This is a genomic window from Phaeodactylibacter luteus (genome assembly GCF_007993045.1).
GTDB lineage: Bacteria > Bacteroidota > Bacteroidia > Chitinophagales > Saprospiraceae > Phaeodactylibacter > Phaeodactylibacter luteus.
The window spans coordinates 1-24,451 of the sequence record NZ_VOOR01000043.1; the positions used below are offsets into that span (position 1 = coordinate 1).

General features: G+C 54.9%; 19 protein-coding genes. 14 read left to right on the forward strand and 5 right to left on the reverse strand.

Going from position 1 to position 24,451, the window contains the following annotated elements:
- The coding region (locus FRY97_RS16875; RefSeq protein ID WP_147168743.1) for a DUF4249 family protein at nt 1-390 on the forward strand (390 nt) is incomplete at its 5' end.
- Nucleotides 391-490: 100 nt separating this feature from the next.
- On the opposite strand, the gene FRY97_RS23370 is transcribed toward FRY97_RS16875, so the two are convergent.
- The gene (locus FRY97_RS23370; protein ID WP_147168744.1) at nt 491-739 is read right to left on the reverse strand and encodes a group II intron maturase-specific domain-containing protein; all 249 of its coding nucleotides are present in this window, start codon (nt 737-739) and stop codon (nt 491-493) included.
- Nucleotides 740-750: 11 nt separating this feature from the next.
- Here FRY97_RS23370 and FRY97_RS22445 point away from each other — a divergent pair, with 11 nt between their 5' ends.
- Nucleotides 751-888, forward strand: coding sequence for a hypothetical protein (locus FRY97_RS22445; protein WP_170254705.1), 138 nt, complete (start codon nt 751-753; stop codon nt 886-888).
- Nucleotides 889-932: 44 nt separating this feature from the next.
- Here FRY97_RS22445 and FRY97_RS16885 read toward each other — a convergent pair whose 3' ends face one another.
- A complete protein-coding gene (locus tag FRY97_RS16885; protein WP_147168745.1) occupies nt 933-3,554 on the reverse strand; it encodes a DUF5686 and carboxypeptidase regulatory-like domain-containing protein in 2,622 nt (873 codons plus the stop codon).
- 472 nt (nt 3,555-4,026) lie between these two features.
- Between FRY97_RS16885 and FRY97_RS16890 the strand changes: the two genes are divergently transcribed.
- The 6 genes from FRY97_RS16890 to cysS all read left to right on the forward strand — a co-directional run bounded on the left by FRY97_RS16890 (nt 4,027) and on the right by cysS (nt 11,153).
- Nucleotides 4,027-4,350, forward strand: coding sequence for a hypothetical protein (locus tag FRY97_RS16890; RefSeq protein ID WP_147168746.1), 324 nt, complete (start codon nt 4,027-4,029; stop codon nt 4,348-4,350).
- 144 nt (nt 4,351-4,494) lie between these two features.
- Nucleotides 4,495-6,387 carry a DNA mismatch repair endonuclease MutL gene (mutL, locus tag FRY97_RS16895; RefSeq protein ID WP_147168747.1) on the forward strand — a complete coding sequence of 631 codons (1,893 nt, stop codon included), beginning with the start codon at nt 4,495-4,497 and terminating at the stop codon, nt 6,385-6,387.
- 394 nt (nt 6,388-6,781) lie between these two features.
- Nucleotides 6,782-7,453: a rhomboid family intramembrane serine protease gene (locus tag FRY97_RS16900; protein ID WP_147168748.1), complete on the forward strand. Its 672-nt coding sequence runs from the start codon at nt 6,782-6,784 to the stop codon at nt 7,451-7,453.
- A 77-nt stretch (nt 7,454-7,530) separates the two neighbouring features.
- Complete coding sequence (locus FRY97_RS16905) at nt 7,531-8,463, forward strand: rhomboid family protein (RefSeq protein ID WP_147168749.1); 933 nt, start codon at nt 7,531-7,533, stop codon at nt 8,461-8,463.
- Between the two features lie 69 nt (nt 8,464-8,532).
- Nucleotides 8,533-9,573 carry an endonuclease/exonuclease/phosphatase family protein gene (locus FRY97_RS16910; protein WP_147168750.1) on the forward strand — a complete coding sequence of 347 codons (1,041 nt, stop codon included), beginning with the start codon at nt 8,533-8,535 and terminating at the stop codon, nt 9,571-9,573.
- A 77-nt stretch (nt 9,574-9,650) separates the two neighbouring features.
- A complete protein-coding gene (gene cysS / locus FRY97_RS16915) occupies nt 9,651-11,153 on the forward strand; it encodes a cysteine--tRNA ligase (RefSeq protein WP_147168751.1) in 1,503 nt (500 codons plus the stop codon).
- 545 nt (nt 11,154-11,698) lie between these two features.
- On the opposite strand, the gene FRY97_RS16920 is transcribed toward cysS, so the two are convergent.
- A complete protein-coding gene (locus FRY97_RS16920) occupies nt 11,699-13,126 on the reverse strand; it encodes a hypothetical protein (protein WP_147168752.1) in 1,428 nt (475 codons plus the stop codon).
- A gap of 173 nt (nt 13,127-13,299) precedes the next feature.
- On the opposite strand from FRY97_RS16920, the gene FRY97_RS16925 reads away from it, so the two are divergent.
- From FRY97_RS16925 to FRY97_RS16935, 3 genes are all read left to right on the forward strand, one after another.
- The gene (locus FRY97_RS16925) at nt 13,300-15,705 is read left to right on the forward strand and encodes an APC family permease (RefSeq protein ID WP_147168753.1); all 2,406 of its coding nucleotides are present in this window, start codon (nt 13,300-13,302) and stop codon (nt 15,703-15,705) included.
- A 560-nt stretch (nt 15,706-16,265) separates the two neighbouring features.
- Entirely contained in the window at nt 16,266-17,498 is a 1,233-nt protein-coding gene (gene hemA / locus FRY97_RS16930) for a glutamyl-tRNA reductase (RefSeq protein WP_147168754.1), read from the forward strand.
- Between the two features lie 104 nt (nt 17,499-17,602).
- A complete protein-coding gene (locus FRY97_RS16935) occupies nt 17,603-18,148 on the forward strand; it encodes a hypothetical protein (protein WP_147168755.1) in 546 nt (181 codons plus the stop codon).
- Nucleotides 18,149-18,311: 163 nt separating this feature from the next.
- Here FRY97_RS16935 and FRY97_RS16940 read toward each other — a convergent pair whose 3' ends face one another.
- Complete coding sequence (locus tag FRY97_RS16940) at nt 18,312-19,151, reverse strand: purine-nucleoside phosphorylase (protein WP_147168756.1); 840 nt, start codon at nt 19,149-19,151, stop codon at nt 18,312-18,314.
- Between the two features lie 307 nt (nt 19,152-19,458).
- Here FRY97_RS16940 and FRY97_RS16945 point away from each other — a divergent pair, with 307 nt between their 5' ends.
- Nucleotides 19,459-21,051 (forward strand): hypothetical protein, encoded by a 1,593-nt coding sequence (locus FRY97_RS16945; protein ID WP_147168757.1) that lies wholly within the window; start codon nt 19,459-19,461, stop codon nt 21,049-21,051.
- 82 nt (nt 21,052-21,133) lie between these two features.
- Here FRY97_RS16945 and mqnC read toward each other — a convergent pair whose 3' ends face one another.
- Nucleotides 21,134-22,276 (reverse strand): cyclic dehypoxanthinyl futalosine synthase, encoded by a 1,143-nt coding sequence (gene mqnC, locus FRY97_RS16950; protein ID WP_147168758.1) that lies wholly within the window; start codon nt 22,274-22,276, stop codon nt 21,134-21,136.
- Nucleotides 22,277-22,533: 257 nt separating this feature from the next.
- On the opposite strand from mqnC, the gene rimP reads away from it, so the two are divergent.
- Both rimP and nusA read left to right on the forward strand, forming a co-directional pair.
- On the forward strand, nt 22,534-23,007 hold the full coding sequence (rimP, locus tag FRY97_RS16955) for a ribosome assembly cofactor RimP (RefSeq protein WP_170254707.1): 474 nt from the start codon (nt 22,534-22,536) through the stop codon (nt 23,005-23,007).
- 160 nt (nt 23,008-23,167) lie between these two features.
- On the forward strand, nt 23,168-24,406 hold the full coding sequence (nusA, locus tag FRY97_RS16960) for a transcription termination factor NusA (protein ID WP_147168774.1): 1,239 nt from the start codon (nt 23,168-23,170) through the stop codon (nt 24,404-24,406).
- Nucleotides 24,407-24,451 lie beyond the last annotated feature (45 nt).

The following is a 24,451-nucleotide window of genomic DNA, read 5'->3' on the forward strand; positions in this document are numbered from 1 at the left end:
AAAAATTATTATTTTGTAGAAGCTACGTTAATAATAAATGGTGAAGCATCATCTAATTTTAATTTTTGGTTGCCCGGTAAATCCGATTTTTCCGCTGACCCTTGCCAAACGGACGAGTTTTTTTTTCCCGATGATTGCTTCAATGGTCAAAACTATTCTTTAAAGTTGGGAATGGAAACGAAATCATTAGACCAAGAAATTGCCCAAGATGTTGAAATTTCAGTCAAAGGTATTTCACAAGATTATTATGAGTATCTAAAAAGTAACCGCCCTCAACCGGAAGGATTTGAAGTTCCGTTTACAGAACCCAATTTCATCTTCTCAAATATCAAAAATGGATATGGCATATTTGGAGGGTTCTCAGAAAATAAAATAATTATTGAAATATAGGGAGAAGTCGAGTAGGTAAGGGGGAATTTCACCCCCAAACCTCTCACAGAACCATACGTGAACCTCTCGATTCATACGGCTCTTCAGGACTAGAAGGTGATTAGGGGGTATAGCCGTATTTCCAATGCTCGAACAGGTTAGGAAAGTCGCTGGAGATTTCCTTCAACTTCTGCCAAGCTTGGTATTTACGCCTTCGGAATGATTTGTACTTGTTCGTGATCCAACGCAACAGCCGAGCGTTCAATACCGAAAATACCTCTCTCAAAGCTGATGGGCAAAATGGAGAGAAATACCTGATCCAGCCACGCTGTTTGGGGGCGGCTGGTTTGCCCCCCTTTTTCCAAACCACTGCACATCCTTATGAAAGAAAAGCTTTTACGTTCTGCCATATTCCTGTTCACCGCTGCACTGATCTGGCACGTACTGCTGCCGGGCCCGGCAGCAGTACGTGCCCCTCAATTGTTCTTCCATACCGGCCGCGCCTTGCTTATCGGTTGAGTGGTAGCTTATGCCTCGGCATGGGCGTTCAAGCAGCGATAAAACTACTGTACAGTCAGGCTAAAGCTGCCATCGCTGCCAGTGCTGATGCCGGTGGCGACCCCCATCAAAATACCCCAGTCGCGGTAGCCCTGCTCATCGAAGGAGAAAGCCAGCTCTATGCGGAACAAGCGCAGCACGTTGTCGAGGGAGTAGCCTACCTCGTAATAAGAGCCAAAGGAAGGGGTAATGAGGTAATCCGCAAAGACATTTTCCTTGATGCCGAGCATTTGTACACGAGAGAACTGCGTAGCCAGCAGCTTGCGGAACTGATACTGTACTGCAGCGCTCAGGTAGCGGTCGCGGGTGCTAGCTATATAGTAAGGCAGCAGGCGGTAGCTCTCTGTGCCAGCAGCCAGCGTCAGGTTGAGCTGATTGGCAGCAAAGTGGCGGTAATCCGCAAAGCCGGCATAGCGGTCGTGCAGGAAGAGCCCAGCGTCCACCCGGAAATCAAGGCGGCCGCGCGCGCCGATATCGATTTGCTGCTTTACGCCTGCTTCGAGCAGGGCGTAGTCGGTTTGGCTATCAAAAACACCGCTCAGCCCTTGCCGGTAGCGGAGCGTCAGCGTAGGCGAGGTGCCAGCTATGGGCTGCCGCTCCCCATTGTATGCCCGGTATTTCTGCCAGGGGCGGGCCTCCACAGCAGCCTGTACGATCATGGCGCGCTCCGTTTCCGGCAGCCCCTCTGCCGAGCTGATGAGCTCTAGGCTCTGTGGGGTATTAGATGCATAAGAGCGGTCGTCATAATTTACCCATACCTGCCGGGTGATGTTCTCCAGGCGGTAGCGCCTTGCCCATTCAGCAGAGACATCGATGCTCCAGTTGTCGTGCAAGGTATGCCGGTGGGAAAGCTTGAGGTAGTCTTTTTCAAAGATCCGGATAAAGTTGCGGTCAGTGAAGAGGTTGACATAAGTGTTAAAAAAGAAATCGATAGCCTGCTCACCATTATAGCGGTGCACATAGCGGCCGCCTTCCAGGGCAGTGCGGTGCTGCCCATTGCCCCCATAGCTCAGCCCCAGCTCCCCTTTTCCCGTAAGGGCCTTTCGGCCAAACGCATATCGGGGGGTAGCCGTAGCAGAAAAACGGGTATTGCCCCGGTTCAGAGCGTAGGAAAGGTCGGTGTGGAGGCTAAAGCCCTCCACCTGGTTGAACAAGGTGCGGCTCCAAAGGGCGCTGTGGGCAAACACCTGCCCTTCCCCCAGTTTGTAGCTGCTGCCGCCGATGAGGCCGCCAACAAAACCGAGCCCAAAATCATTGCCCTCCAGCTCTAGGGAATCAAGCCCGGCGATAGAGTCCTTGGCTTCGCTAAGGCTGTCGAGGCGCGCGTAGCTGCGCACTTCGATCGGGGTAAGGGGCACCGGGCGCACTTCGGCCCAATAGTCAGCGTCTTTGCGGTAAGCGGTGGAGTCGATCTCATAGTAGCGCTCTTCTACCACTTCCGGCTCATCCTGCTCCTTGCGGGCCTCCTTTTCGTACTCCCGCATCAGCTTGCGCAGCTCTTTCCGGGAAAGCTCCTGCCCCAGCTCCAGCCGCTCCTGCGGGCTTTTGCCGGGCGCGCGCGTTGCGGGCTCAGGCTCTAAGTCTTCGTCTATGACCGTAAAGGTGACATCAAGGTCCGGGTTGAGGGTAATGTCGTAGCCGCTCACGGTAGCCAGATATTTATATTCGAAAATAAAGCCCAACACACTGCCGACGGCCTCAAACTGATGGCTAACGGGCAGCCAGGCTTTAGCTTCTACAGGCGCATACACCTGATTGATGTCTACCGTAAAGCCCGAACGCTGAGTCTGCATATCGAGGCTGTAAATGCTCCACAGGTCTTCGATGATGTAGATCTCCCCCTCAAACACCCGATCGCCGGGGCTGCGCGGGATCACTTTTATTTTGTTGACGCCAAAACCGCGGTCCAGGAAAAAGCCGGCATGCTCAAAGCGGTAATAGGCAAATGCCCTTGGGGAAAGGGGGGAGACGGCCTCTCCGATCTCGGGCTCGTAAAAACTGCCATTGATAAAAGCCGCAGGAGAAGTGGAGTTGTCGTTGCCCGTGCTGTAAACAGAAATGACACGCTCCCGGAATACCCCAGGGTGTTCATAGGCAATCTCGCTTACCGACTCCGTGGTGAAGGCGAAGGAGGAGTCGATCCCTTCCTCCTCCATAGTGGAGCGCAGCAAGGCCGGTGCTTTCAGCAGGCGGCCAGTGCCCTTGATGTAGACCTCTGCGGTGTAGCTGCTCAGCTGTTGCCGGTGGTAGCTCGCTTTGGCAATCGCCTTGCGCATGACCGTGTAGGCAGGGTTTTCCTCCCCGTCCACCACTTCCACTTCTTCCAGCTGCAAAGCCTGTGGCTTTAAGCTTACGTTGAGCTGCTCAAAGCGGCTGCCAACGCGCACCTCCCGGGAGGCGGTTTCGTAGCCGAGGAACTGAAAAACCAAAGTATAGCTTCCTGGCTGTAGGCGGATCTCGTACCGGCCCTCTTCGTTGGTAGTCGCCCCGCTGCCCGTCTCTTTGACGAAGATGGTGGCAAAAGAAAGGGGCGCGCCATCTGTATCGGTCACTTGCCCGGAGAGCCCGGCTTGCGCAATGAGGCAAAAGGGGGCGGCAAATAAGGCAAAAAGCAGGATATACTTCATAATGTTTAGGGTGGTTAGGCCTTTCGGCAAAGGCTAAAAATAGAGGATTTGCCTAGAGCAGGACGCCACAAATGGACAAAATGGCTGCGCCAAAAACGAGGTTTCGGCCATCTGCTTGTATGGTGCGGCCAATAAACGACATGCCTAGGCCAGAAGACTGCCATGGGCGCCAACCAGATTGTCGTTTTTTTTGGGGGGCCTGCCCCTGCCGTGAGGGCAGGTGCCGCTATGCTACGGGGCTCGCTCTTCGCTCGGCCTTATCAGGCCTGCCGCCCCTTCGCAGCGCTAGGCCAATGCCAGGCTAGAGCCCCAAAAGCATAAACGCCTGCGACATTTTGGTTCACGCCCACTGCCATCTGCTGGCCACAACTGCCCAGGTATAACCATTTGAGTACGCACCTTGTTATAATTTTTCATAACTTGGGTCTGGCCTTTGCCTTTTGGCAGGCCCCCTTAACCGTATTTTACAATTATGGCCTTTATCCGATTTTCAAAGCTGCCCAAGCACCAGCAATATCAGTACAAGCCCCGATATTGGAACCCCGAGAAAGAAGACCTTGAGGAGCGGCTCAAGCGTGTCGAAGAAGTGAAAGCAGGCAAAGCAGACGGCGTGAAAGCCCGCTTGTCCGGCAGTTTCCGCAGGGGGTACCAAAAAGCGGAGGACAACCGCTTCCGCAGCCGGCAGGTCCGGAAGTCCAACCTCGTACTGCTGAGCATCATCGTACTGCTGCTGCTGTTCTCGTATATGTTCATCAGTGTATACCTGCCGGAGATTGCAGCTTCGATTGGAGGGTAAGCGTATGCGTGGAGCTCGCCCCTATTGCAGATCAATGCTTTACAAGCCTGGCTTCCTCGCTAAAATTTCATGACAAAACCGAGCCAAACAAGCGCTAAGGCGCAGAATTTGAACCAGAACTTATCTACAAAATAAACATCCAATATGGCTGATATCATTCAGCTGTTGCCCGATGCCATAGCTAATCAGATTGCCGCAGGCGAGGTGATTCAGCGTCCGGCATCAGCCGTGAAAGAGCTAATTGAAAATGCCATCGATGCCGGTGCTACGAGCATCAAGCTGGTGGTGAAAGATGCCGGCAAAGCGCTCATCCAAGTGATCGATAACGGCTGCGGCATGTCGCCTACCGATGCGCGCATGGCTTTCGAGCGCCACGCTACTTCCAAAATCCGGCAGGCAGACGACCTGTTCTCCATACGCACTATGGGGTTCAGGGGCGAAGCCTTGGCTTCCATCGCTGCGGTAGCACAAGTGGAGATCAAAACCCGCCGGCACAGCGACGAGCTGGGGACACGCCTCGTCATAGAGGGCACGGAGGTGAAAGTGCAGGAGCCCTGTCAGTGCCCTGCCGGCACGACGTTCTCCATCAAGAACCTCTTCTTCAATGTGCCCGCCCGGCGGAATTTCCTCAAGTCGGCTACCGTAGAGATGCGCCACATCATCGATGAGTTTCAGCGCATCGCTATTGCCAATGCAGATGTATTCCTTTCGCTGCACCACAATGGCTCCGAGCTGTTCCACTTGCCCGCAGGCAAGCTGCGGCAGCGGCTCATCGGCGTTTTCGGCAGCGCGGCCAACAAAAAACTGGTGCCGGTGAACGAGGAGACCGATGTGCTGAAGCTTTCTGGCTATGTGGGCAAGCCTGAGTTTGCCAAGAAGACGAGGGGCGAGCAGTATTTTTTCGTCAACAACCGTTTTATCAAGAGCGCTTACCTCAATCATGCCCTGGTAGCCGCCTATGAAGACCTTTTGCCGGAAGGCACCTATCCGCTCTACGTTATTTTCATAGACTTGGACCCCAAACGGATAGACATCAATGTGCACCCGACTAAACAAGAGATCAAGTTTGAAGACGAGCGCCTGGTCTACAACTACCTGCGGGTAACGGTGCGGCATGCGCTGGGGCAGTACAATATCATGCCTACCCTCGATTTTGAACAGGACCCGGCTTTTGCGCAACTGCCTGCGGTCTCCCGGCCGGCAGCAGAGCGTGAGGGTGCCGCTGCATCGGGTAGCGCTGCCCTGAGCGGAGGCGTAAAGCGGCCTCTCCCTGGGGAAGAGGCCAAGCGGCAGGCCAGCAACCTCCGCAATTGGGAGAAAGCCTATGAGGGCTTGGATGCCTTTGACCAGGAAGGCTCAGGAGGAGGCCCGGCCCCGGCAGCGCCCAAAGCGCTCACTTTGGAAAGCGACTGGCAGGATGACCAAGAAACCGATGACGCCCGCCCGGCTGAAACGAGGCAAGGGCAGGAAGTTCGGAAATCGCCTCAGCAACTGCACAATACCTACATCCTTACACAGATCAAGTCGGGCGTGATGATACTCGATCAGCAGGCAGCACACGAGCGCATCCTGTTCGAGCGCTACCTGCACGTGCTACAACAGCAGAAGCAAAGCACACAGAAGCAGCTGTTCCCCCGCACGCTTACGCTCTCCCCAGCTGATGCGGCCCTGCTCAAGGATCTGCTGCAGCCCATCAACCAATTGGGCTTTGACCTGCAGGAATTTGGGGCCAACACTTTTGTGGTCAACGGCATACCGGCAGAGCTTTCTGGCAAACAGGATGAGCTCGCCCTGCTTGAAGGGCTGCTGGAGCAGTACAAGGGCAACCAGGATATGAAGCTTGATGTACAGGAGCGCATTGCGCGGGCAATGGCTAGGAGTGCAGCGGTCAAAGCAGGACAGATGCTTGATGAACGGGAGATGCAGACCCTCATCGATCAGCTTTTTGCCTGTGAGGTCCCTTTTCAGAGCCCGTCAGGCAAACGGTGCTTTATTACCATGGACCTCGATGAGCTGGCTGGCCGCTTTCAGAGATAGCAGCCCAGCCTGCAGCCGTCTGAGGGCAAGCGGTATTGGCCCTGAAAACCTGGACGTCCGTAAAAATTAAACCTTACACCGCAAACAAACACCCGCGGCTATGGCTTTTAATGAGGCTTATTGCGTGCCACAGCACATACTTGCGGCGTTGGCGGTCTCCAGCTTGCTACCTCGGCTGAATGCCCGAAGGGCAAGTTTGCTTTAGGAAAAAAGGGGGTGCCCTTATTCTCAGGAGTATCGAGCTGTCAGGCTGTGCCAGCACTGATTGCCAGTGGGGGAGCAGAAAAGAACCTGCAGCAGCTACTTTCCCCGCCTATGCAGGTACTGTAGCGGGCCGTTGCCCAATAAGCGCGCAATTATCCAACAAACTTGCTGCCGAACCACGATTGAAGCTATGTTCAGAGTCACAGAAGTCGTCAAGCACCTACTCTTCATCAACATCCTCATGTATTTGGGCACTATGCTCTTGGGAGACCCCGGCCCGGGCGTGATGAACGACCTGGTGAATGAGCGCATGACCGACTTTTCCAACTGGGGCCGTTTCCGGCTGGCCATGTTCTACCCTACATCCGATTACTTCCGCCCCTATCAGCTGGTCAGCCATATGTTTATGCACAGCGACCTGAGGCACCTGTTTTTTAATATGTTCGCCATTTTTATGTTTGCCCCCCCTTTAGAGGCCACCTGGGGGCCGAAGCGCTTCCTGTTCTATTACCTGTTCACTGGTTTTGGTGCAGCCCTATTGCATACGCTGGTACGCGCTATCGATTTGGGAGGGGCGGATACCTCTGCTTTTATGGCCAATGTGCCCGTACTGGGCGCATCGGGCTCCGTCTTTGGCGTGCTGATCGGTTATGGCATGCTATTCCCGGAGAGCCGCATCATGCTCCTCATTCCGCCCATCCCGCTGAAGGCAAAGTACTTTGTACTCATCTATGCTGGGATTGAACTATTCATGGGGCTGGGCAATTTTAATACCGGAGTAGCGCATTACGCCCACTTAGGGGGGGCGCTGTTCGGCTTCCTGCTCATCTTGTACTGGCGCCGCTATGGCTCTCGCCTTTAGCGCTGCTGGAGAATTTGGCGCAAAGCCATTAACTTGCAGTGCAGGCCATTGAAAACTTCATTTGAACCAAAGAACCTATGCTACAGTCTATCTGGGATGACGTAAAACGGGAGCTCAGCCGGGGTAATATGATCACTCAGCTGATCATTATCAACGTAGCCGTTTTCGTACTGATCAACTTGGTGCAGTTGTTCCTCTACCTGGGCAATGCCGGCGTGGTGCCTGGCCTGTACCATACGATACTGCACTTCTTTTGCATGTCCTCGGACTGGACATTCTTTCTGACCCACCCCTGGGGGCTCTTCACTAGTATTTTCCTGCACGAAGGTTTTTTCCACATCTTGTGGAATATGCTGTTCCTGTACTGGTTTGGGCGTATTGTAGGGGACTTCATAGGCGATCAGCGCATCCTTCCGCTTTATCTGTTGGGCGGCATAGCCGGCGGCATCGTCTTTTTCATTTCTGCCAATCTTTTGCCCTACGGCGCGGGCGGGCGCTTTGCGCTCGGCGCTTCTGCGGGCGTCATGGCCATCGTTGTGGCTGCTGGCAGCATAGCGCCAGACTACATCATGCGCCTGCTTTTCCTTGGAGATGTGAAGCTGAAATACATTGTAGCCGTGCTGGTCTTTTTAGATTTGATCTTCATCCCGCAGGGCGGCAACACAGGCGGGCATTTTGCCCACTTGGGCGGTGCAGCCTTCGGCTGGCTGTTCGTGGCGCAGCTCCGGCAAGGCAATGATTTTGCAGAGCCGGTCAACCGGGTGCTGGAGAAGGTACAGGGCTTTTTCAACCGGCTCTTTTCCGGACAGGGCGGCCGCAAAGGCCCTAAGGTGGTTTACCGCAACCCCGAGCGCAAAAGCACAGGGCGGGGGCAGGCGGCTCCTGATGGCCCACAGAGCACAGCCTATCAGGAGAAGCTAGATGCCATTTTGGACAAGATCAAGGACGCTGGCTACGATAGCCTGAGCAAGGAGGAGAAGGAGTTTCTGTTCAATGCCAGCAAGAAGTAGGCCGCTGCGGAGCTGCCTTGCCATAGGGCGAGCACCTTGTTTACCTGCACCCGATAAAACGCAACCTTCATGAAAGTATTCAGGTGGCTCAACATCATTTGGGCGCTGCTCACGCTGTTGTGCTACCTGTCGCCTTACGTCAGCCCGGCCCGTTTCTGGCCGATGGCTTTTTTCAGCCTGCTTTTCCCTGGCCTTTTCGTGGGCCACTTGCTGTTTATAATAACCTGGGCTGCGCTGCGCCGCTATCAGGTGCTGCTTTCCCTGGGCTGCCTCTTGGCAGGCTGGCCTCATGTCACAGGTTTCGTAGGGCTGAACTTCCCGCCCGGCAGCCCTGAGGCGAGCATTACGGTCAAGTCTTTCAACGCATACGGCTTCCGGGTCTCCGGGGGCGGGCAGCGTTATGATACAGGCACTTTAGAGCAGGTGTTCCCAGTAAATGAGGAGGTTGATGTGCTGTGCTTTCAGGAGTTCCCTGCGCTGAAACAGGACAACCCCTTTGTGCGGCATTTCCAGAAACAAACCGGATTGCCGTACGCAGCCTACACGCCGGGCGGGGCATTGGCGCTGTTCAGCCGCTACCCCATAAAGCAAGCTCAAACCCACTTTTTCGTAAAGCAGTTCAATGGCTACCAATGGGCCGACATCGTGCTGCCGGCAGGGCAGACGGTGCGGGTGTTCAACCTCCACCTGCAGTCGAACGGGGTATCTGGCATGGCCGATGAGGTAGCGGCCAACGGCAACCTGCAGGAGCCACAGACTTGGGCGAACATCAAAGGCATTGCAGGCCGCTTCCGCCGGGCATCGCAGCGCCGGGCCCTTCAGGCAGAGGAAGTGGCGCAGGCCATACGCCAAAGCCCCTATCCCTCCCTTGTGGCCGGAGACTTCAATGCCCTGCCGCAGTCTTATGCCTACCGTACTGTATCTGCCGGGCTTTCAGACGCTTTCCGGGAGGCGGGCACAGGTCTGGGCACCACTTATGGAGGGCGTATCCCTGCACTCCGCATCGATTATGTGCTGCACAGCCGGCATTGGCGGGCGCTCGGCTTTCAAGTAAAAAAAGAGCATTTGTCTGACCATTACTCTGTAACAGCCCGGCTTCAGTTGGAATAACCGCTTCATTATCTTCTGCCCGGCTTGACATCCGCCGCCGGGCTTCTTATTTTTGCGCGATCAAAAATCATCCCTGAATGGAAAATACGCTTAAGATTTACAACAGCCTGACCCGCGAAAAAGAAAGTTTTACGCCCCTCACAGAGGGGTACGTCGGCATGTACGTTTGCGGGCCTACCGTGTACAGCGATGTCCATTTGGGGAACTGCCGCACTTTTACCAGCTTCGACGTCATCTACCGCTACCTGATGTACTTGGGGTATAAGGTGCGCTATGTGCGCAATATCACGGATGTAGGCCACCTGGAAGGGGATGCAGATACCAATGCGGAGGATAAAATTTCCAAAAAAGCCCGGCTCGAAGCGCTTGAGCCCATGGAGATCGCACAAAAGTATGCTAATGGCTTCCACGATATGATGCGGGTTTTCAATACACTACCGCCGAGCATCGAGCCTCGTGCTACCGGGCATATACCGGAGCAGATCAAAATGGTGCAAGACATCCTGGACAACGGCTTCGCCTACGTAGCCAATGGGTCGGTCTATTTCGATACCCTGAAATTTATAGAGGAGACCAAAGCCTACGGGCAGCTGTCTGGCAGAAAGGTCGAAGATCTCCTCTCAGAATCCCGCGACAACCTCAAGAATCAGGGCGAGAAGCGCCACCCTGCCGACTTTGCAATATGGATGAAAGCGGCTCCCGAGCACCTAATGCGGTGGTCGTCGCCTTGGTCGGAAGGCTTCCCCGGATGGCATTTAGAGTGCTCTGCTATGAGCACCAAATACCTGGGCGAAACCTTTGACATACACGGCGGGGGGAACGACCTAAAATTCCCCCACCACGAAAATGAGATTGCCCAGAATATGGGGTCCTGCAACTGCAGTGGCGCCCGCTATTGGATGCACACCAACATGCTGCTGATGAACGGCCGTAAAATGTCCAAGAGCGATGGCAATACCATTACGCCCACACAACTGTTTACTGGCGATAGCCCGCACGTTTCCAAAGGCTACAGCCCTATGGTCGTAAAGTTTTTCATGCTGCAGTCTCATTACCGCAGTACGCTCGACCTGACAGACGAAGCCCTGCAAGCTGCAGAAAAGGGTTACAAACGCCTCATGGAGGGCAATAAGCTGCTACAGCAAATGGCTCATCCTGGCAACGGCAGCCCTGCTGCACTCGATGAAGAGGTCAAGGCCTTGATTGCACAGGTACATGCTGAAATGAACGACGACTTCAACACGCCCAAAGCGCTTGCCGTCTTGTTTGAGGCCGTGACCAAAATCAATAGCCTGAATGCTGGACACCTGAGCCTGAACGACTTGGCGCCTGCTACGCTGGCACAGCTCAAAGAGACCTTCAGCCACTTCATCTACGACGTCTTTGCACTGACCGACGAGGAAGGGGCAGGCGAGGGCGCCGGCCCAATCGATAGCCTGATGGACCTGATCATCGATATCCGTCAGGAAGCCCGCGCCAACAAAGACTGGGGCACCTCTGATAAAATCAGGGATGCCCTTCAGGCGGCAGGCATCGTCCTCAAAGACAGCAAGGAGGGCACATCTTGGGCGAAAGCCTGATAAGAAGAGAAGGGCTGCAGAGCCCCCGGCAAGGGAGAGGGCTTTTAGTGCCGCTTGCACTGAAAGCCCTTTTTTTGGTGCGCTATGCCTGGCGCATCACTTCAAAGCCCCCTTTAATATTGCTCAAATTTGTTTGAACTTAAGACTTAGCGCGTGTTGGGATTTTGGTCTTCTAGTCGGAAACTAGCAATTTTTTGATCAAACGAGACCCGAAAACTGGAGTTTAGCCAAGTCCCGCTTTTGATGCACAAAAGCGGGAAGGGTTTTCGGGGCGAAGTATAAGCAAAAAAATGTCCCGCTGTCTAGCGGGACAGACCGATTACTAAAGTCCCAACACGCTCTTAATCCGGTCTAGTCGCACTAGGGCTCCGGTGGACACCAACCGTAATGCCGCAAACTTCAGTGCCATGATGATGCCGGCCTAGCGCTGCGGAGGGGTGGGAAGCCCGAAGAGCATAAACGCCTGCGGCATTTTGGTTTACGCCACTCCCTGACCGACCTGCTTGCGGTGTTTTGAAAATCACTGTTGCCGTCCCAATGGCATTCTACCTGTGCCCCGCAGGGGGTTGCTGCCCGGTAGCCTGAAGCGGGCGGTAGGGGCCAGGTGGCAAGGGGAAGTAACGTGGGCTCAGTGCGCTGTCGGGGTAAGTTTGGAAAGGCGTAACGAAGCGGTGGCCGTCCTGCAGGCTATTCTCAAAAGGTGCCAGGTCGGGGTGTACGAGCAAGGTTTTGGCTTCCCCCATGCGCACCTTGGAGATGATGAGGCTTTCATAAGGCATGCCCCAGCTCATGAGGAGGGTGTCCATAGGGGCCTGCCCCTCCTTCAAATAAAACCGGCTGCCGCCCTCCTGTGCTTGCAGCTGCCGTTCGATCCATTGCCAACGCTCCCGGAACGGCTCGTGGTGAGCGCCGATCAGGAACAGCCGCAGGGCAATGAGCAGGCCGAGCCCCCAGAGCAGGCGCTTTTCTGGTATTGCGGGGGCTACATCAAAGAGGAAAGGGACGCCTGTGAAAATAGCCAGTGCCATATAGTTGACCTCTACGTAAAACCGGTGCTCCGACTCCGGGGAGCCGATGTGGAGCAGGAGGAGGTAGCCTAGACAGCTCACCCAGACGAGCAGCAGCTTGAGCCATTTTTTGCGGTAAGCATAAAAAATGGTGACTATGCCGAGCAACAGTGGGAAGCCCCACCAAATGGTAAAGGCGTGCTGCAGGAATTTGCTGTGTGCTGGCAAGCTGAGGTAATTGGGGAAGAGGGCCACGAGGTTGTCGGAGAAAGAGCTGTACTTGGCCGCATCGTACCAGTTGGCCGAAAGCCAGCTTTTGGCACCCAGCACCGCCGCCATGCCGCCAGCCAAGAGCAGGTAAGCCTGCCCTATGATGGCCCGCCCAAAGTGGAGCGCAAAAAATGCCCAAAGGAAATAGAAAGACAAAAAAATCAAGGGGTGGTAATAAGCCAGGGCGACCACTCCCAAGGCGCTCACCCCCCACATCCAGGGCTTCTCCTGTACCGGGAACCGGAGCCAATAGGCAAAGAAGGCCAAGGCTGCGCCCAGCCCCTGCTGCTGCTCTGAGGTGGCCCAGTAGAAGGCATCATAGACGACGAGGGTGTACAGCAGCACAATCGCCCAGCCGAGCAGGTCGTTGCGCAGCACTTTTACCGTAAGGGCGTAAAAGCCCAGGTAAAGCAGGGGGAAGGAAGCGGAGTACAACATGGAAACGACGGGCAGGGGCGCCCCGGCCCGGATAGCGCCCAGCGGGAGCAGCTGTACCAGCGCTGAGCCAAAACGGTTGACCATGACCTGCAGGCTGCCTTCATTAGCCATGAGGAAAGTCTGAAAAGCAATATCCAATATCCAGGTGCGCTCCCTGTAGAACAGCAGGGCCAGGGCGAGCAGGCCAAGCATGAAAGCATAGCCGAGCCGCCGGAAGGCAGGGGAGGCAAACTGATAAACGGGGCGTGGGTGTGTCATAGCACAAAGGTATCGCCTTTATCTGATTTCCCATTGCACAGCAAGGGTTATCGTGGGCTGGAAAAGGGGCAGGCTTGCATAAGGCTGCAGGAAAAGCGACTGCCCAGAAGGCGCCCCTCTTGGCAGGGCGCTTCAACTTCCCTATCTTGCCCGGGCTAGCAAACACCATCCGTATGAGCAATTCTGCCCGCAAGTTCGGCACAGCCCCTGTTTTCTTCACCGCCATATCTACTATCCTTGGCGCTGTGATGTTCCTGCGCTTTGGTTTCGCCGTAGGGCAGGTGGGGCTGTTGGGCACCATACTGATCATAATGATCGGGCATGCCGTGACCATACCCACAGCTATGGCCATAGCTGAAATTGCGACCAACCAGAAAGTAGAAGGCGGAGGCGAGTATTACATCATATCCCGCTCCTTTGGCCTTGTTATCGGTTCTTCTATCGGCATAGCCCTCTATTTCTCCCAGGCCATCAGCGTAGCCTTCTACATCATTGCCTTTGCAGAAGCCTTCACGCCTCTGCTCGATTTCCTGCAGGCCAATTATACCTTCCATCCTGCTGTAGCCTGGCTGTTGGAGCAAAAACAGACGGTGAGTATCCCCGCGCTCATCTTGCTGACCGTCATTGTGCTGGCCAAAGGGGCCGACCTTGGCGTCAAGACGCTCTACTTTGTTGTCGCCACCCTTTTTATCGCTCTTATTGCCTTTTTTGCCGGGCAGACAGAATACGGGCGGACGCACAGCCTCGACCCCTTCGCCAATATCCAAAACGTGCAGGAGGAAGCGCGTGCTGCGGGAACAGGTGCCCTGCCCGATACGGTGGCCCGCTTTGGGCAGCCTGCCGCAGATGAGGCCGCGCCCAGCTCGAACCCCAATATCGAAGAACTGCGGCCGGCGCCGCCCGCAACGGCTGCCGGAGGGGCTGCCCTGCCTATTGCCGCCCTGAGCTTCTTCAGCGTATTTGCCATCATTTTCCCCGCTTTCACCGGCATGACGGCCGGGGTAGGTCTATCGGGGGATTTGAAAAACCCGGGCAAATCTATACCATTGGGCACCTTGGCCGGCACCCTGACCGGCATGATTGTCTACTTGTTCATTGCTTATAAGCTGGCTTCCTCTGCCAGCCCGGAAGACTTGGCTGACACTAGCCGGCTCGTTATGGGCGAGATTGCCTGGCAAGGATGGTGGCTCATTCCGGTTGGGCTGGCCGCAGCGACCATCTCTTCTGCTATCGGCTCCATCCTCGTGGCACCCCGTACCTTGCAGGCCATTGCCCGCGATCAGCTCATCCCTTCCCGGGTGGTCAACTATTGGCTGTCTAGGGGGCGGGGGAAGAACGACGAGCCCTTCAACGCCACCGTGGTCACGGTGGGGCTGGCATTTGTATTTATCATGATGGGCGGGCTAGACGCTGTTGCGGAAATCATCTCTATGTTTTTCATGGTCACCTACGGCTCGCTCTGCCTCATTTCCTTCCTGCAGCACTTTGCCGCCGATCCTTCCTACCGCCCCACGTTCCGATCGAGGTGGTACATTTCCCTTTTTGGCGCTATCGCCTGTTTCGGGCTTATGTTCTTTATGAACGCCGGCTACGCCATCATGGCGCTGCTGTTTATGGTCGGTATCTACGTGCTCGTCAGCCGCTTCAACCCGGACAAGAAGAACATTGCCATCATTTTCCAAGGGGTGATTTTCCAGATCAGCCGGCAGCTGCAGGTCTTCCTCCAAAAAGCAGATAAAGAACAGACAGGCAGCTGGCGCCCTTCTGCGGTCTGCATTTCGGAGCACTCCTTCGACCGCCTGGCTGCGTTTGATATGCTGCGCTGGATCGCACAGCGCTACGGCTTCGGCACTTATATACACAAAATCAATGGCTACCTTTCCCGCTCGACTTATCAGGAGGCGACAGCCTCCAAAGACCGCCTCATCAAAATGGCAGAAGCCAGCCATTCCAATATCTACATTGATACCCTCATCAGCCCCTCTTACACCTCTGCCGTAGCGCAGGTCATTCAGCTGCCCGGCATATCCGGCACGGAGAACAACCTCCTGCTCGTGGAGTTCAGCAAAATGCAGCCGCAAAACCTGGAGGATATTGTCGATAACTTCAAGCTGATCAAATCGGTAGATTTTGACCTGGCGATATTGGGCAGCACCGAGCGGGGCTACGGGCTCAAACAGAGCATACATATTTGGATTACTTCCAATGACTATGAGAACGCCAACCTGATGATCCTTCTGGGGTATATCATCCTCGGCCACCGAGAATGGGGCCAAGGGTATATCAAGATCTTCGCCATCTACCCCGAAGATACCTGCGACTTAGAGCGGAACCGCCTCTTCAGCTTGATAGAGGCCGGCCAGCTGCCCATCTCGCAGCACAATATCGAGGTCATCCCCCGCAAGCAAGACATCGACCCTACCTCCATCATCTGCGAGAAATCTAAGGATGCAGACCTGACGATAGTCGGGTTCAGAGACGGGCCCCTCAAGCATCAGGGGGCAGCGCTCTTCAAAGGGTATGAAGGGATTGGCAATACCCTCTTCGTGAATGCTGCTGCGCAGATCCGCATCAAATAAGGTGGGGCAAAGCGCCGCAGGTTGATGGGCTTGGCCATGGCATCGGGCTAGCGATGCGCAGGGGTGGCCAGCCCGTTAGGGCCGAGCGGGTAGCGAGCCCCGGAGCGTAGCGCCCCCTGCCGCCGGGCAGGGGGAGCCCCCAAGAAAACACCACGCTTTGGCCTGGTGCGAACATGCACAGCATACGCCCTCCTCTCCTCCTCAACAGGATCCGCACACATCGGCAAGGGCCCAACACCCCTCAACAAAAAGGAAGGGTGTTGAGCAATATGACAAAAGCCTGACAACGGAAAAAATCCAGACAGTGTATTTATTCCGGAGTTAAAAGCAGGCGCTCCAACTCCCGGGAATCAAGGGCTGGCAAGGCGTACAGCCTGGTTCAACCGAAAAGCTCACCTACGCAAGGATTGTCATTTTTGCGTAAGCTGTTCAGGGTCAGTGACAATTGTCATACCTGCGTTTTTGTGCTCCCGGTAGTTTTGTTGAACCTTGTTGCAGTTCCGTGACATTAAACCCGGCACCGCAATCTATTTTTGTAACCGAACACTGAATTAGGCTGTATGCTGGCGAATTATAACATCCTCACTGTTACTCACAAGAAGACCAACCTGAAGGAAATCGGCGATTTCGTGCTGAAAGCGCCCGATCAGGAGGCTGTGCGCCTACAGCTCGAAGCCCTCAAGCAGCAGTTCCACATCAAGGAGCTGCTGTACCTGCCGACCTGCAACCGGGTCATGTACTTTTTTACTACATCCGAAGAGGTGGACGAGCGCTTCATCTCTCACTTCTTTCAGCGGGTCAACCCGGATATGCCGCTGGACATCCTCAACAGCCTGGACGAGACGGTCTACCACTATCAGGGGCAAGACGCCCTGTCGCACCTGTTTGATGTGGCTGCTTCTATCGACTCGCTGGTCATTGGCGAGCGGCAGATCTTGAGGCAGCTGCGCGAAGCTTACGAACAATCGCAGGAGCAGGGCCTGACCGGCGAGTACATCCGCCTCGCTTTTCAGCAGGCCGTAGTAGCGGCTAAAGCGGTTTACAACAAGACGCGCATAGGCGATAAGCCGGTATCTGTCGTCTCTCTTGCTTTTCAGCAAATGCTGCGGGCGCATGTCCATAAGGACGGCCGCGTCCTGCTCGTAGGTGCGGGGCAGACCAATCAGTTGGTTGGGAAGTTCTTGTCCAAGTATGGCTTTTCCAATGTGACGGTCTTCAACCGTTCTGTCGGAAAGGCGGAGCAGCTGGCTGCTACCCTTGGCGGCAAGGCTTTGCCGCTCGCTGACATCCGGGAGTACCGGGAAGGCTTCGACTGCCTGGTGGTCTGCACTGGAGCTACGGAGCCGGTCATTACCAATGAGGTCTACAGCTCTTTGCTCAATGGCGAGGCTGGGCACAAGGTGGTCATCGACCTTTCTATCCCCAATAACGTAGACGAGGCCACCGTGGCAGCCTTTGATTTTGAGTACATCGAAATTGAGGGGCTGCGCAACCTGGCCAAACAGAACCTTGCCTTCCGTGAGCGCGAGATCGAAAGGGCCCACAAAGTTATTGCCGATTTTCTAGCGGAAATGCCGGCTTTGCTGCAGCAGCGGCAGATAGAGCTGGCTATGCGCACCGTGCCGGTAGAGATCAAGGCCGTCAAAGACCGGGCGCTGAACGAAGTTTTCCACAAAGAAGTAGCACTCCTAGATGAGCCGACCAAGGCACTGATGGAGAAGATGCTCGCTTATATGGAGAAGAAGTGCATTGGCATCCCCATGAAAGCTGCCCGGGAAGCAGTGCTCCGCTAACTTGCCTTTTGTAGCCCCGTACTTTTACAGTTGTGCTAAATTCACACGCCTGCTTTGCCCTAAAAGTCAGGCATACTTTCTATTTTATGCTCAAAACCTAACCAATGGAAATTGAGCTTCACAACCTTAAACGGAAAGTCAGGCAGTACGAAGAAGTGCTGCAGAACACCCTCAACTACCGGGAACAATGGCAGAGCGAGACGCGAGGGCAGATCAAGGATACCTTGCAGCACATGATCGACGCTACGGGCCTGCCCGCCCGTATCGAGCTGCACCAGGATATTGAAAACCTGGAAGCGGTAGTGCTGACGCTGGGGCAGGCCAAAAGCGGCATGTTTCAGCGTGTGAGCGAGGATATACAGCGCCACCTGATCAAGCATAATGGCTCGCTCGTGTACCAGCAGCTGTTCAATGGTAAGATTATCGTCTTGCTCAATTACCCCTTCATCGAAAACTACGGCAAGCCCAGCCCGCCCAAGACCATCGCGATCTACCGCCCGGAGGAGCTGCGCGAGCCCTACTTTGTGCGCCACATGGAGGAATTTGTACAGGAGGTTGCCAACTGGGAAGACTACGACGATGACGAGCCCAATAAGCGTATCGGGTTTCAGCTCAACTTTGGTGCCAATGGGGGAGAAACGCCGGAATAGCTGCCCTCCCCTGCACGTGTGAGGGGGGCCTGCCCCTGCCTGAGGGCAGGAGCCGCTATGCTACGGGGCTCGCTCTTCGCTCGGCCCTATCGGGCTTGCCACCCCTCCGCAGCGCTAGGCCAGTATCAAGCTTGTCCTATTGCATGCTGTAAGTGGTAGTGCGTTAGGCGCCCGGCAGCAGATCTGGCAGCAAGGCTGACAAAATCTGCCTCATCTTAGGCTCTGCCCCTTGGGCTACCGCAATGACCTCATCCACCGTAGTTTCTGTGAGCTCTTCGATCGGGTAGCATTTGTTGGTCGCTACGCTCATGACGAGGACCGGGAGCTCCATATGACGGGCCACGAGCACTTCTGGTATGGTAGACATGCCCACCAGATCGGCCCCGATGATATGGGCAAATCGGTACTCTGCCGGGGTCTCCAGGTTGGGGCCCTGCAGCCCAAGGTATACCCCCTCATGCGCACGTATGCCCAATGCTGCAGCCGCTTTCAGCCCTACGGCATTGAGCTGACGGTCGTAGGCCTGCAGCATATCCGGGAAACGCGGCCCGAGGCGCTCATCGTTTTCGCCACGTAGCGGATTTTCCGGGTGGAGGTTGATGTGGTCACGGACAAAAACGATATCTCCGGCTTCGATGTGCGGGTTCACACTCCCCGCAGCATTGGAGATGACCAAGCGCTGGACACCGAGCGCATGCAGCACCCTGACAGGGAAAGTGATCTGTCTGGCAGAGTACCCTTCATAATAATGGAAACGGCCAGCCATCGCCACTACTGCTTTGCCCTCGAAATACCCGAATACCAGCTTGCCTTTGTGGCTTTGCACAGTGGAGGCTGGGAAATGAGGGATATCCGTGTAGGCGATTTCAGCAGCGGTCTCGATGTGGCCGGCCAGATCGCTCAGGCCAGTGCCCAAGATGATGCCCAGCTCGGGCTTGAAGCCGGTCCGGGCGCGGATACTGCTAAGGGCTTCTTGTATTTGGTCGAAGAGCGGTTGAGCCATGTGCTTTTAGCTGCAAGATAATTTAAAAATTGGGGCCGCCCGGCAAAGCTGCGTGAAATAAAAACCCAGAGCAAAATAGCAATGTGAGTTTGTACAGTGCAGCATGATTTTTTACTTTAGCAGCTTATTCATCAGACTTTGGTGTGCTGGGCAGAGCAAAGCGGGAAGCATGCTGTTTCCAGGCCACGCGCAGGCTTTTATCACGCTCTCAATAGCTGGAAAAAGGCCCAGCGTGGGAAGGAAAGCGCCATTTCAACCTTACAATGCCCCCCTACGCCAAGGCCATCACTCAGACACATAACACCCTATGCAATTACTACGCCTAACCCTACTGCTTTCTTTTTTTGCCATAGTACAGCAAGCCGCTGCCCAAGATCGTTGGGAGCATACGGAAGGGGAAACGTACACAGTCGACTCCCCCCGCAGCGAAGCGGCGGTGGCCAATGGGTATCATTACACCATGGACTACCTGTCGTACAACTGGCCAAGAGACCGGAATACGCCCGTACAACTCACCAAGCGCGACGGGGATGCCCAACAAATCGCAGTGCGGAGCTACAAACGGAGCGATATCGGGCACGACTTCAAGGCCAAGACGCTGATTGTGCTGAAAGAGCGGCTTTATTTTGTCTATTTTATTTACAAAGACGAAGAAGAGCAGCATGAACTCTACGCGGTAGAGCTGGACCAGGAAACGCTCGAGTTCGCAGCAGAGCCGGTGCAGCTCCTTAAAGCTAAAGCGAGTTGGATAGGCCACACCTACCTGGCCCATATCAAAGTTGCGCCCGGGCAGGAGTTCTTTACGGTCCGCAGCGCATCGGGCATGTATAGCCAAGAGCTGGCAAGAGGGGGAGTTGTCCGGTATTTTGATGCCCAGCTGCAACTCCTGCAAGCCGTGGAGGTGGACGTGCCTGAGGGCATGAGCAGAGGGCTAAAGCAGAGGGAGGAGGCGCTTTTCGACAACGGCGCCCACGTCCTCGTTTACACAAAAGACGGCTCGGAGGCCACTGTTGCGTTCCGGGTCTCGATGAAGGGCAGCCCAGAAGGCAAGTGGTGCAGCATCTCCCATGAGCCCGGGGCTTTTTACCCCAAAACTGTATCCGTAGCCCCTGCAGGAGAAGGCCTTGTTGTAGGCGGGGTATATTCTGAGGAGAACACCAAATACGAAACGGCAAAAGGCTTTTTTACGGCGGCAATAGCCCTCCCAACAGGGGAGGTATCTGCTTTTTACAAAACGCCCTTCAAGCCGGGCACCCTCCGCAAAGCTATGCCAGAGGACATCCGCGATGAGATAGAGGAAGACGAAAACCTCCTGGAGATTGATGGGCTGAGGGCACAGTACGTACAGAGCTGGGGCGAGCATGGCACGATCGTTGCGGCAGAGCATTGGCGCAACATTACCATCGGCAAAGAAAGGTTGTTCCTGAAGCGGAGGATCAATAAAGGGAGAAAGGATGCCTACGAAGGCAAGGCGTACCAGTATTCGGATTCTGGCCAACGGTTCAGTAAAGAAAGAGATTGGTACATCGGCTTGGTGAGCCCATCAGGAGAACTGAAGTGGACGGTGCACGTAGATGCGATCAATACGTTCAGCCATTACTTGAACCAAACTGGCATAACATGGGCAAGCCCGGAGCATTTCCACCTGTTGCACTGGGGGGATACGGTAGACGAATTCGAGTTTACAAGCCTTTTCCATGTCATGATCACCCCGGATGGGGCCTTCAGCAACTCTATCATTTACCAAGATGTGGATTGGGGCTACTTCCTCCCTTATTTTGATGACACAGTGCGGCAGGTGTCAGCAGAAGGGCAGGCTGCTGTGTTTTATATCGCTTCTGTTGCTTCCGCATTGAGCAAGCGGCGAAAGCTGGTCATCCTGCGCTGGAATGCAGAATAAGGGGCTCAGCAAGCGCCCGTTGGCGCATAGGGGCAACAGCAGCTGAGGTGAACCCCCAAAATGCAAAGCCCACTGTGCCCGCTTAGTCCACGATCATTTCTTGCGTATCGAGCTCCTGTTGGCGGATATTCTCCGGGAGGTCGATGAATTCATACTCCTGATTGCGCAATTGCGGCACGTAGCCTGCCTCGCGTATTGCTTCCTGTATGCCGTTGGCGGTAAAGCGGAAGCGGGCCCCTGCAGCCGACACCACGTTCTCCTCGATCATGATAGAGCCGAAGTCATTGGCGCCGGCGTGGAGGCAAAGCTGTGCTACCTGTTTGCCCACGGTGAGCCAGGAAGCCTGTATGTTGGTGATATTGGGCAGCATAATCCGGCTCATGGCGATCATGCGCACGTACTCGTCCCCTGTACAAGTATTGCGCGCCCGTTTGAGGCGGCGCAGGATGGTGTCTTCATCTTGGAAAGGCCAGGGGATAAATGCAATGAACCCCTTGGCCCCCTGCGGCCGCATATCCTGTACTTCCCGGATGCGCACCAGGTGGTCCATGCGCTCAAGATTAGTCTCTATATGGCCAAACATCATAGTGGCTGAGGTGGTCAGGCCTACCTTATGGGCAGCGTGCATGACGTCGAGCCATTCTTGCCCTCCGCATTTGCCCTTAGAGATCAGCCGGCGCACCCGGTCGCTCAGGATTTCGGCCCCTGCGCCAGGCAGGGAATCGAGCCCGGCCTCTTTCAGCGCCCGGAGCACTTCTTCGTGGCTCTGGCTTTCGAGCTGAGCAATGTGGGCAATTTCTGGCGGGCCGAGGGCATGCAGCTTCAGGTCGGGGTAGAGCCCCTTCAGCTGCCGGAACAAGTCGGTGTAGAAAGCCAGCCCAAGGTCGGGGTGGTGCCCACCTTGCAGCAGCAGCTGCCGCCCACCGAAAGCATACAGCTCGTCAATTTTCTTTTTGTACTCCTCTATGCTAGTCGTGTAAGACTCCTCGTGGCCTGGCCGCCGGTAAAAGTTGCAGAACTTGCAGTTGGCAATGCAGACATTGGTCGTATTGGAGTTGCGGTCGATGATCCAGCTTACCTTGTTGTGCGGCACTTGGCGCTGCCGGAGCTGATGCCCCACATGCATAAGCTCGGCAGTGGTAGCATTTTCAAAAAGGAAGACCCCCTCTTCAGCAGCGAGGTGTTCCAGGTTGAGGGCACGGTGTAGAAGCTGATCGACATTCATCGGTTATCTTTTTTCATTTTTTCAGGGAACAAATATACAGCCGCCTGGTTTGCCAGCCCCCCTCAGTTCGTTCAAAATGATTTGAAAGCAGGGCTTTGCAACGGCCAAATCCACAGCAGCTTGCTTTTCAGCAAATAAGCCCTTATATTTGCGCCAGAGCACTGAACTAAGCAAAGAGGGAACGTTGACGCGTTCCCTCTTTGCGTTGTATGCCTTGCCCGACGAAAAGAAGTTTTTGATCAACGATTCTGAAAATTGTGGTAGAAGAAAAAATTACAGACCTGCTGGAGGAGAAGTTCCGGGAAGATGCTTTCTCGGAATGCTTCCTAGTAGACCTCAAGCTGCACGCCAACAACAAACTGGAGGTTTTTGTGGACAGCGACTTTGGCATTACGTTCGAAACCTGCCAAAAGCTGAGCCGCTACCTCGAGCAATACCTCGATGAGGAGAAGTGGCTGGGCGAGCGCTACACCCTCGAAGTGTCTTCCCCTGGCGTAGGCCGGCCGCTCAAACTCTTGCGGCAGTACCCCAACAACGTAGGGCGAAAGCTGGAAGTGAAGCTGACCGATGGGGAAAAGCGCTCGGGCATCCTCAAGGAAGTGCAGGAAAGCGGTATCGTATTGGAAGAAAAAGTAAGGGTCAAAGACGGCAAACGGAATAAAACAGAAATTGCCGAAATCGAGATTGCCTTTGGCAGTATCGCTGAGGCCAGAGTGAAAGTCACCTTTTAGCGCTTGTTGGGAGCGGCTTCTTCAGGAAAACTTAGCGAGGAGGCCTAGCCCCTAAAGTGTTGATTTGCAATAGGGACGAGCACTAAACATGCTTTGGGTTAAATACAATCAATCAACCTGCCCCTGTAGGGGCAGGCTTAAATAGACTAGCAGAACCATGATGAACCTGGTGGAAACCTTCTCGGAGTTCAAGTCCGGGAAGAATATTGACCGGCCGACGATGGTAAGGGTACTGGAAGATGTCTTCCGTACGCTGATCCGGAAAAAGTTCGGCACCGATGAAAACTTTGACGTGATCGTCAATACGACAAAGGGGGACCTTGAGCTGTGGCGCGTCCGCGAGATTGTGCCCGATGGCGAAGTGACCGACGACCGCAGCCAAATTTCCATCTCTGAAGCCCTCTCTATCGATGAGGACTATGAAATCGGGGAAGAGTGCTATGAGCAGCTGCACCTGGAGGACTTTGGGCGGCGTGCCATTATGGCTGCCCGCCAAACCCTCATCTCCAGGATTATGGAGCTGGAAAAGGATGAGATCTACAAGCGCTACAGCGAGCGCATTGGCGAAGTCATCGTTGGCGAGGTACACCAAATCCTCAAGCGGGAGTTCTTAGTACTGGACGATGCCACCGGCAATGAGCTGGTGCTGCCCCGCAGTGAGACTATCCGTGGCGACTTTTTCCGCAAGGGCGATATGGTGCGCGGGGTGATCAAAGCCGTAGAAATGCGGAACAACAACCCTGCTGTGATCATGTCCCGTACAGATGCTCTCTTCCTCGAGAAACTGCTCGAGCAGGAAGTGCCTGAAATCGAGGACGGGCTGATTACCATTCAGCGCATTGAGCGCATCCCCGGCGACCGGGCGAAAGTAGCGGTAGAGTCTTACGACGACCGCATCGACCCCGTAGGGGCTTGTGTGGGCATGAAGGGGTCCCGCATTCATGGTATCGTGCGCGAGCTGCGCAACGAGAACATTGATATCGTCAATTATACGAACAACGACAGCCTTTTCATACAGCGTGCCCTTACGCCCGCCAAAATCAGCCGTATCGACCTCAACCAGGAAACTATGCGGGCGGAGGTATTCCTCGAGCCCGATCAGGTGTCTTTGGCTATCGGCAAAGGCGGCACCAATATCAAGCTGGCCAGCCGCCTGACCGGCTACGAAATCGACGTATTCCGCAATACCGTACAGGAAATTGAAATCGACGATGTCGATCTGGACGAATTTGCAGATGAAATCGACAGCTGGGTCATTGATGCCTTCAAGGCTATCGGCTGCGATACCGCCCGTTCTGTGCTCGAGCTGAGCAAGGATGAGCTCCTGCGCCGTACAGACTTGGAGGAGGAAACCATCGACGATGTGATGGGGATCTTGGCTGCTGAGTTTGAAGATTAAGCAGAGCGGTAGTTGGCTAGCCCTGGCTTCAATAGGGCATCGGGC

What these genes read in the sequence shown, in the direction of transcription:
- FRY97_RS22445 (WP_170254705.1), top strand. Translation starts at nt 751, where the DNA reads ATGAAAGAAAAGCTTTTACGTTCTGCCATATTCCTGTTCACCGCTGCA.
- FRY97_RS16885 (WP_147168745.1), bottom strand. Translation starts at nt 3,554, where the DNA reads ATGAAGTATATCCTGCTTTTTGCCTTATTTGCCGCCCCCTTTTGCCTC.
- FRY97_RS16890 (WP_147168746.1), top strand. Translation starts at nt 4,027, where the DNA reads ATGGCCTTTATCCGATTTTCAAAGCTGCCCAAGCACCAGCAATATCAG.
- mutL (WP_147168747.1), top strand. Translation starts at nt 4,495, where the DNA reads ATGGCTGATATCATTCAGCTGTTGCCCGATGCCATAGCTAATCAGATT.
- FRY97_RS16900 (WP_147168748.1), top strand. Translation starts at nt 6,782, where the DNA reads ATGTTCAGAGTCACAGAAGTCGTCAAGCACCTACTCTTCATCAACATC.
- FRY97_RS16905 (WP_147168749.1), top strand. Translation starts at nt 7,531, where the DNA reads ATGCTACAGTCTATCTGGGATGACGTAAAACGGGAGCTCAGCCGGGGT.
- FRY97_RS16910 (WP_147168750.1), top strand. Translation starts at nt 8,533, where the DNA reads ATGAAAGTATTCAGGTGGCTCAACATCATTTGGGCGCTGCTCACGCTG.
- cysS (WP_147168751.1), top strand. Translation starts at nt 9,651, where the DNA reads ATGGAAAATACGCTTAAGATTTACAACAGCCTGACCCGCGAAAAAGAA.
- FRY97_RS16920 (WP_147168752.1), bottom strand. Translation starts at nt 13,126, where the DNA reads ATGACACACCCACGCCCCGTTTATCAGTTTGCCTCCCCTGCCTTCCGG.
- FRY97_RS16925 (WP_147168753.1), top strand. Translation starts at nt 13,300, where the DNA reads ATGAGCAATTCTGCCCGCAAGTTCGGCACAGCCCCTGTTTTCTTCACC.
- hemA (WP_147168754.1), top strand. Translation starts at nt 16,266, where the DNA reads ATGCTGGCGAATTATAACATCCTCACTGTTACTCACAAGAAGACCAAC.
- FRY97_RS16935 (WP_147168755.1), top strand. Translation starts at nt 17,603, where the DNA reads ATGGAAATTGAGCTTCACAACCTTAAACGGAAAGTCAGGCAGTACGAA.
- FRY97_RS16940 (WP_147168756.1), bottom strand. Translation starts at nt 19,151, where the DNA reads ATGGCTCAACCGCTCTTCGACCAAATACAAGAAGCCCTTAGCAGTATC.
- FRY97_RS16945 (WP_147168757.1), top strand. Translation starts at nt 19,459, where the DNA reads ATGCAATTACTACGCCTAACCCTACTGCTTTCTTTTTTTGCCATAGTA.
- mqnC (WP_147168758.1), bottom strand. Translation starts at nt 22,276, where the DNA reads ATGAATGTCGATCAGCTTCTACACCGTGCCCTCAACCTGGAACACCTC.
- nusA (WP_147168774.1), top strand. Translation starts at nt 23,168, where the DNA reads ATGAACCTGGTGGAAACCTTCTCGGAGTTCAAGTCCGGGAAGAATATT.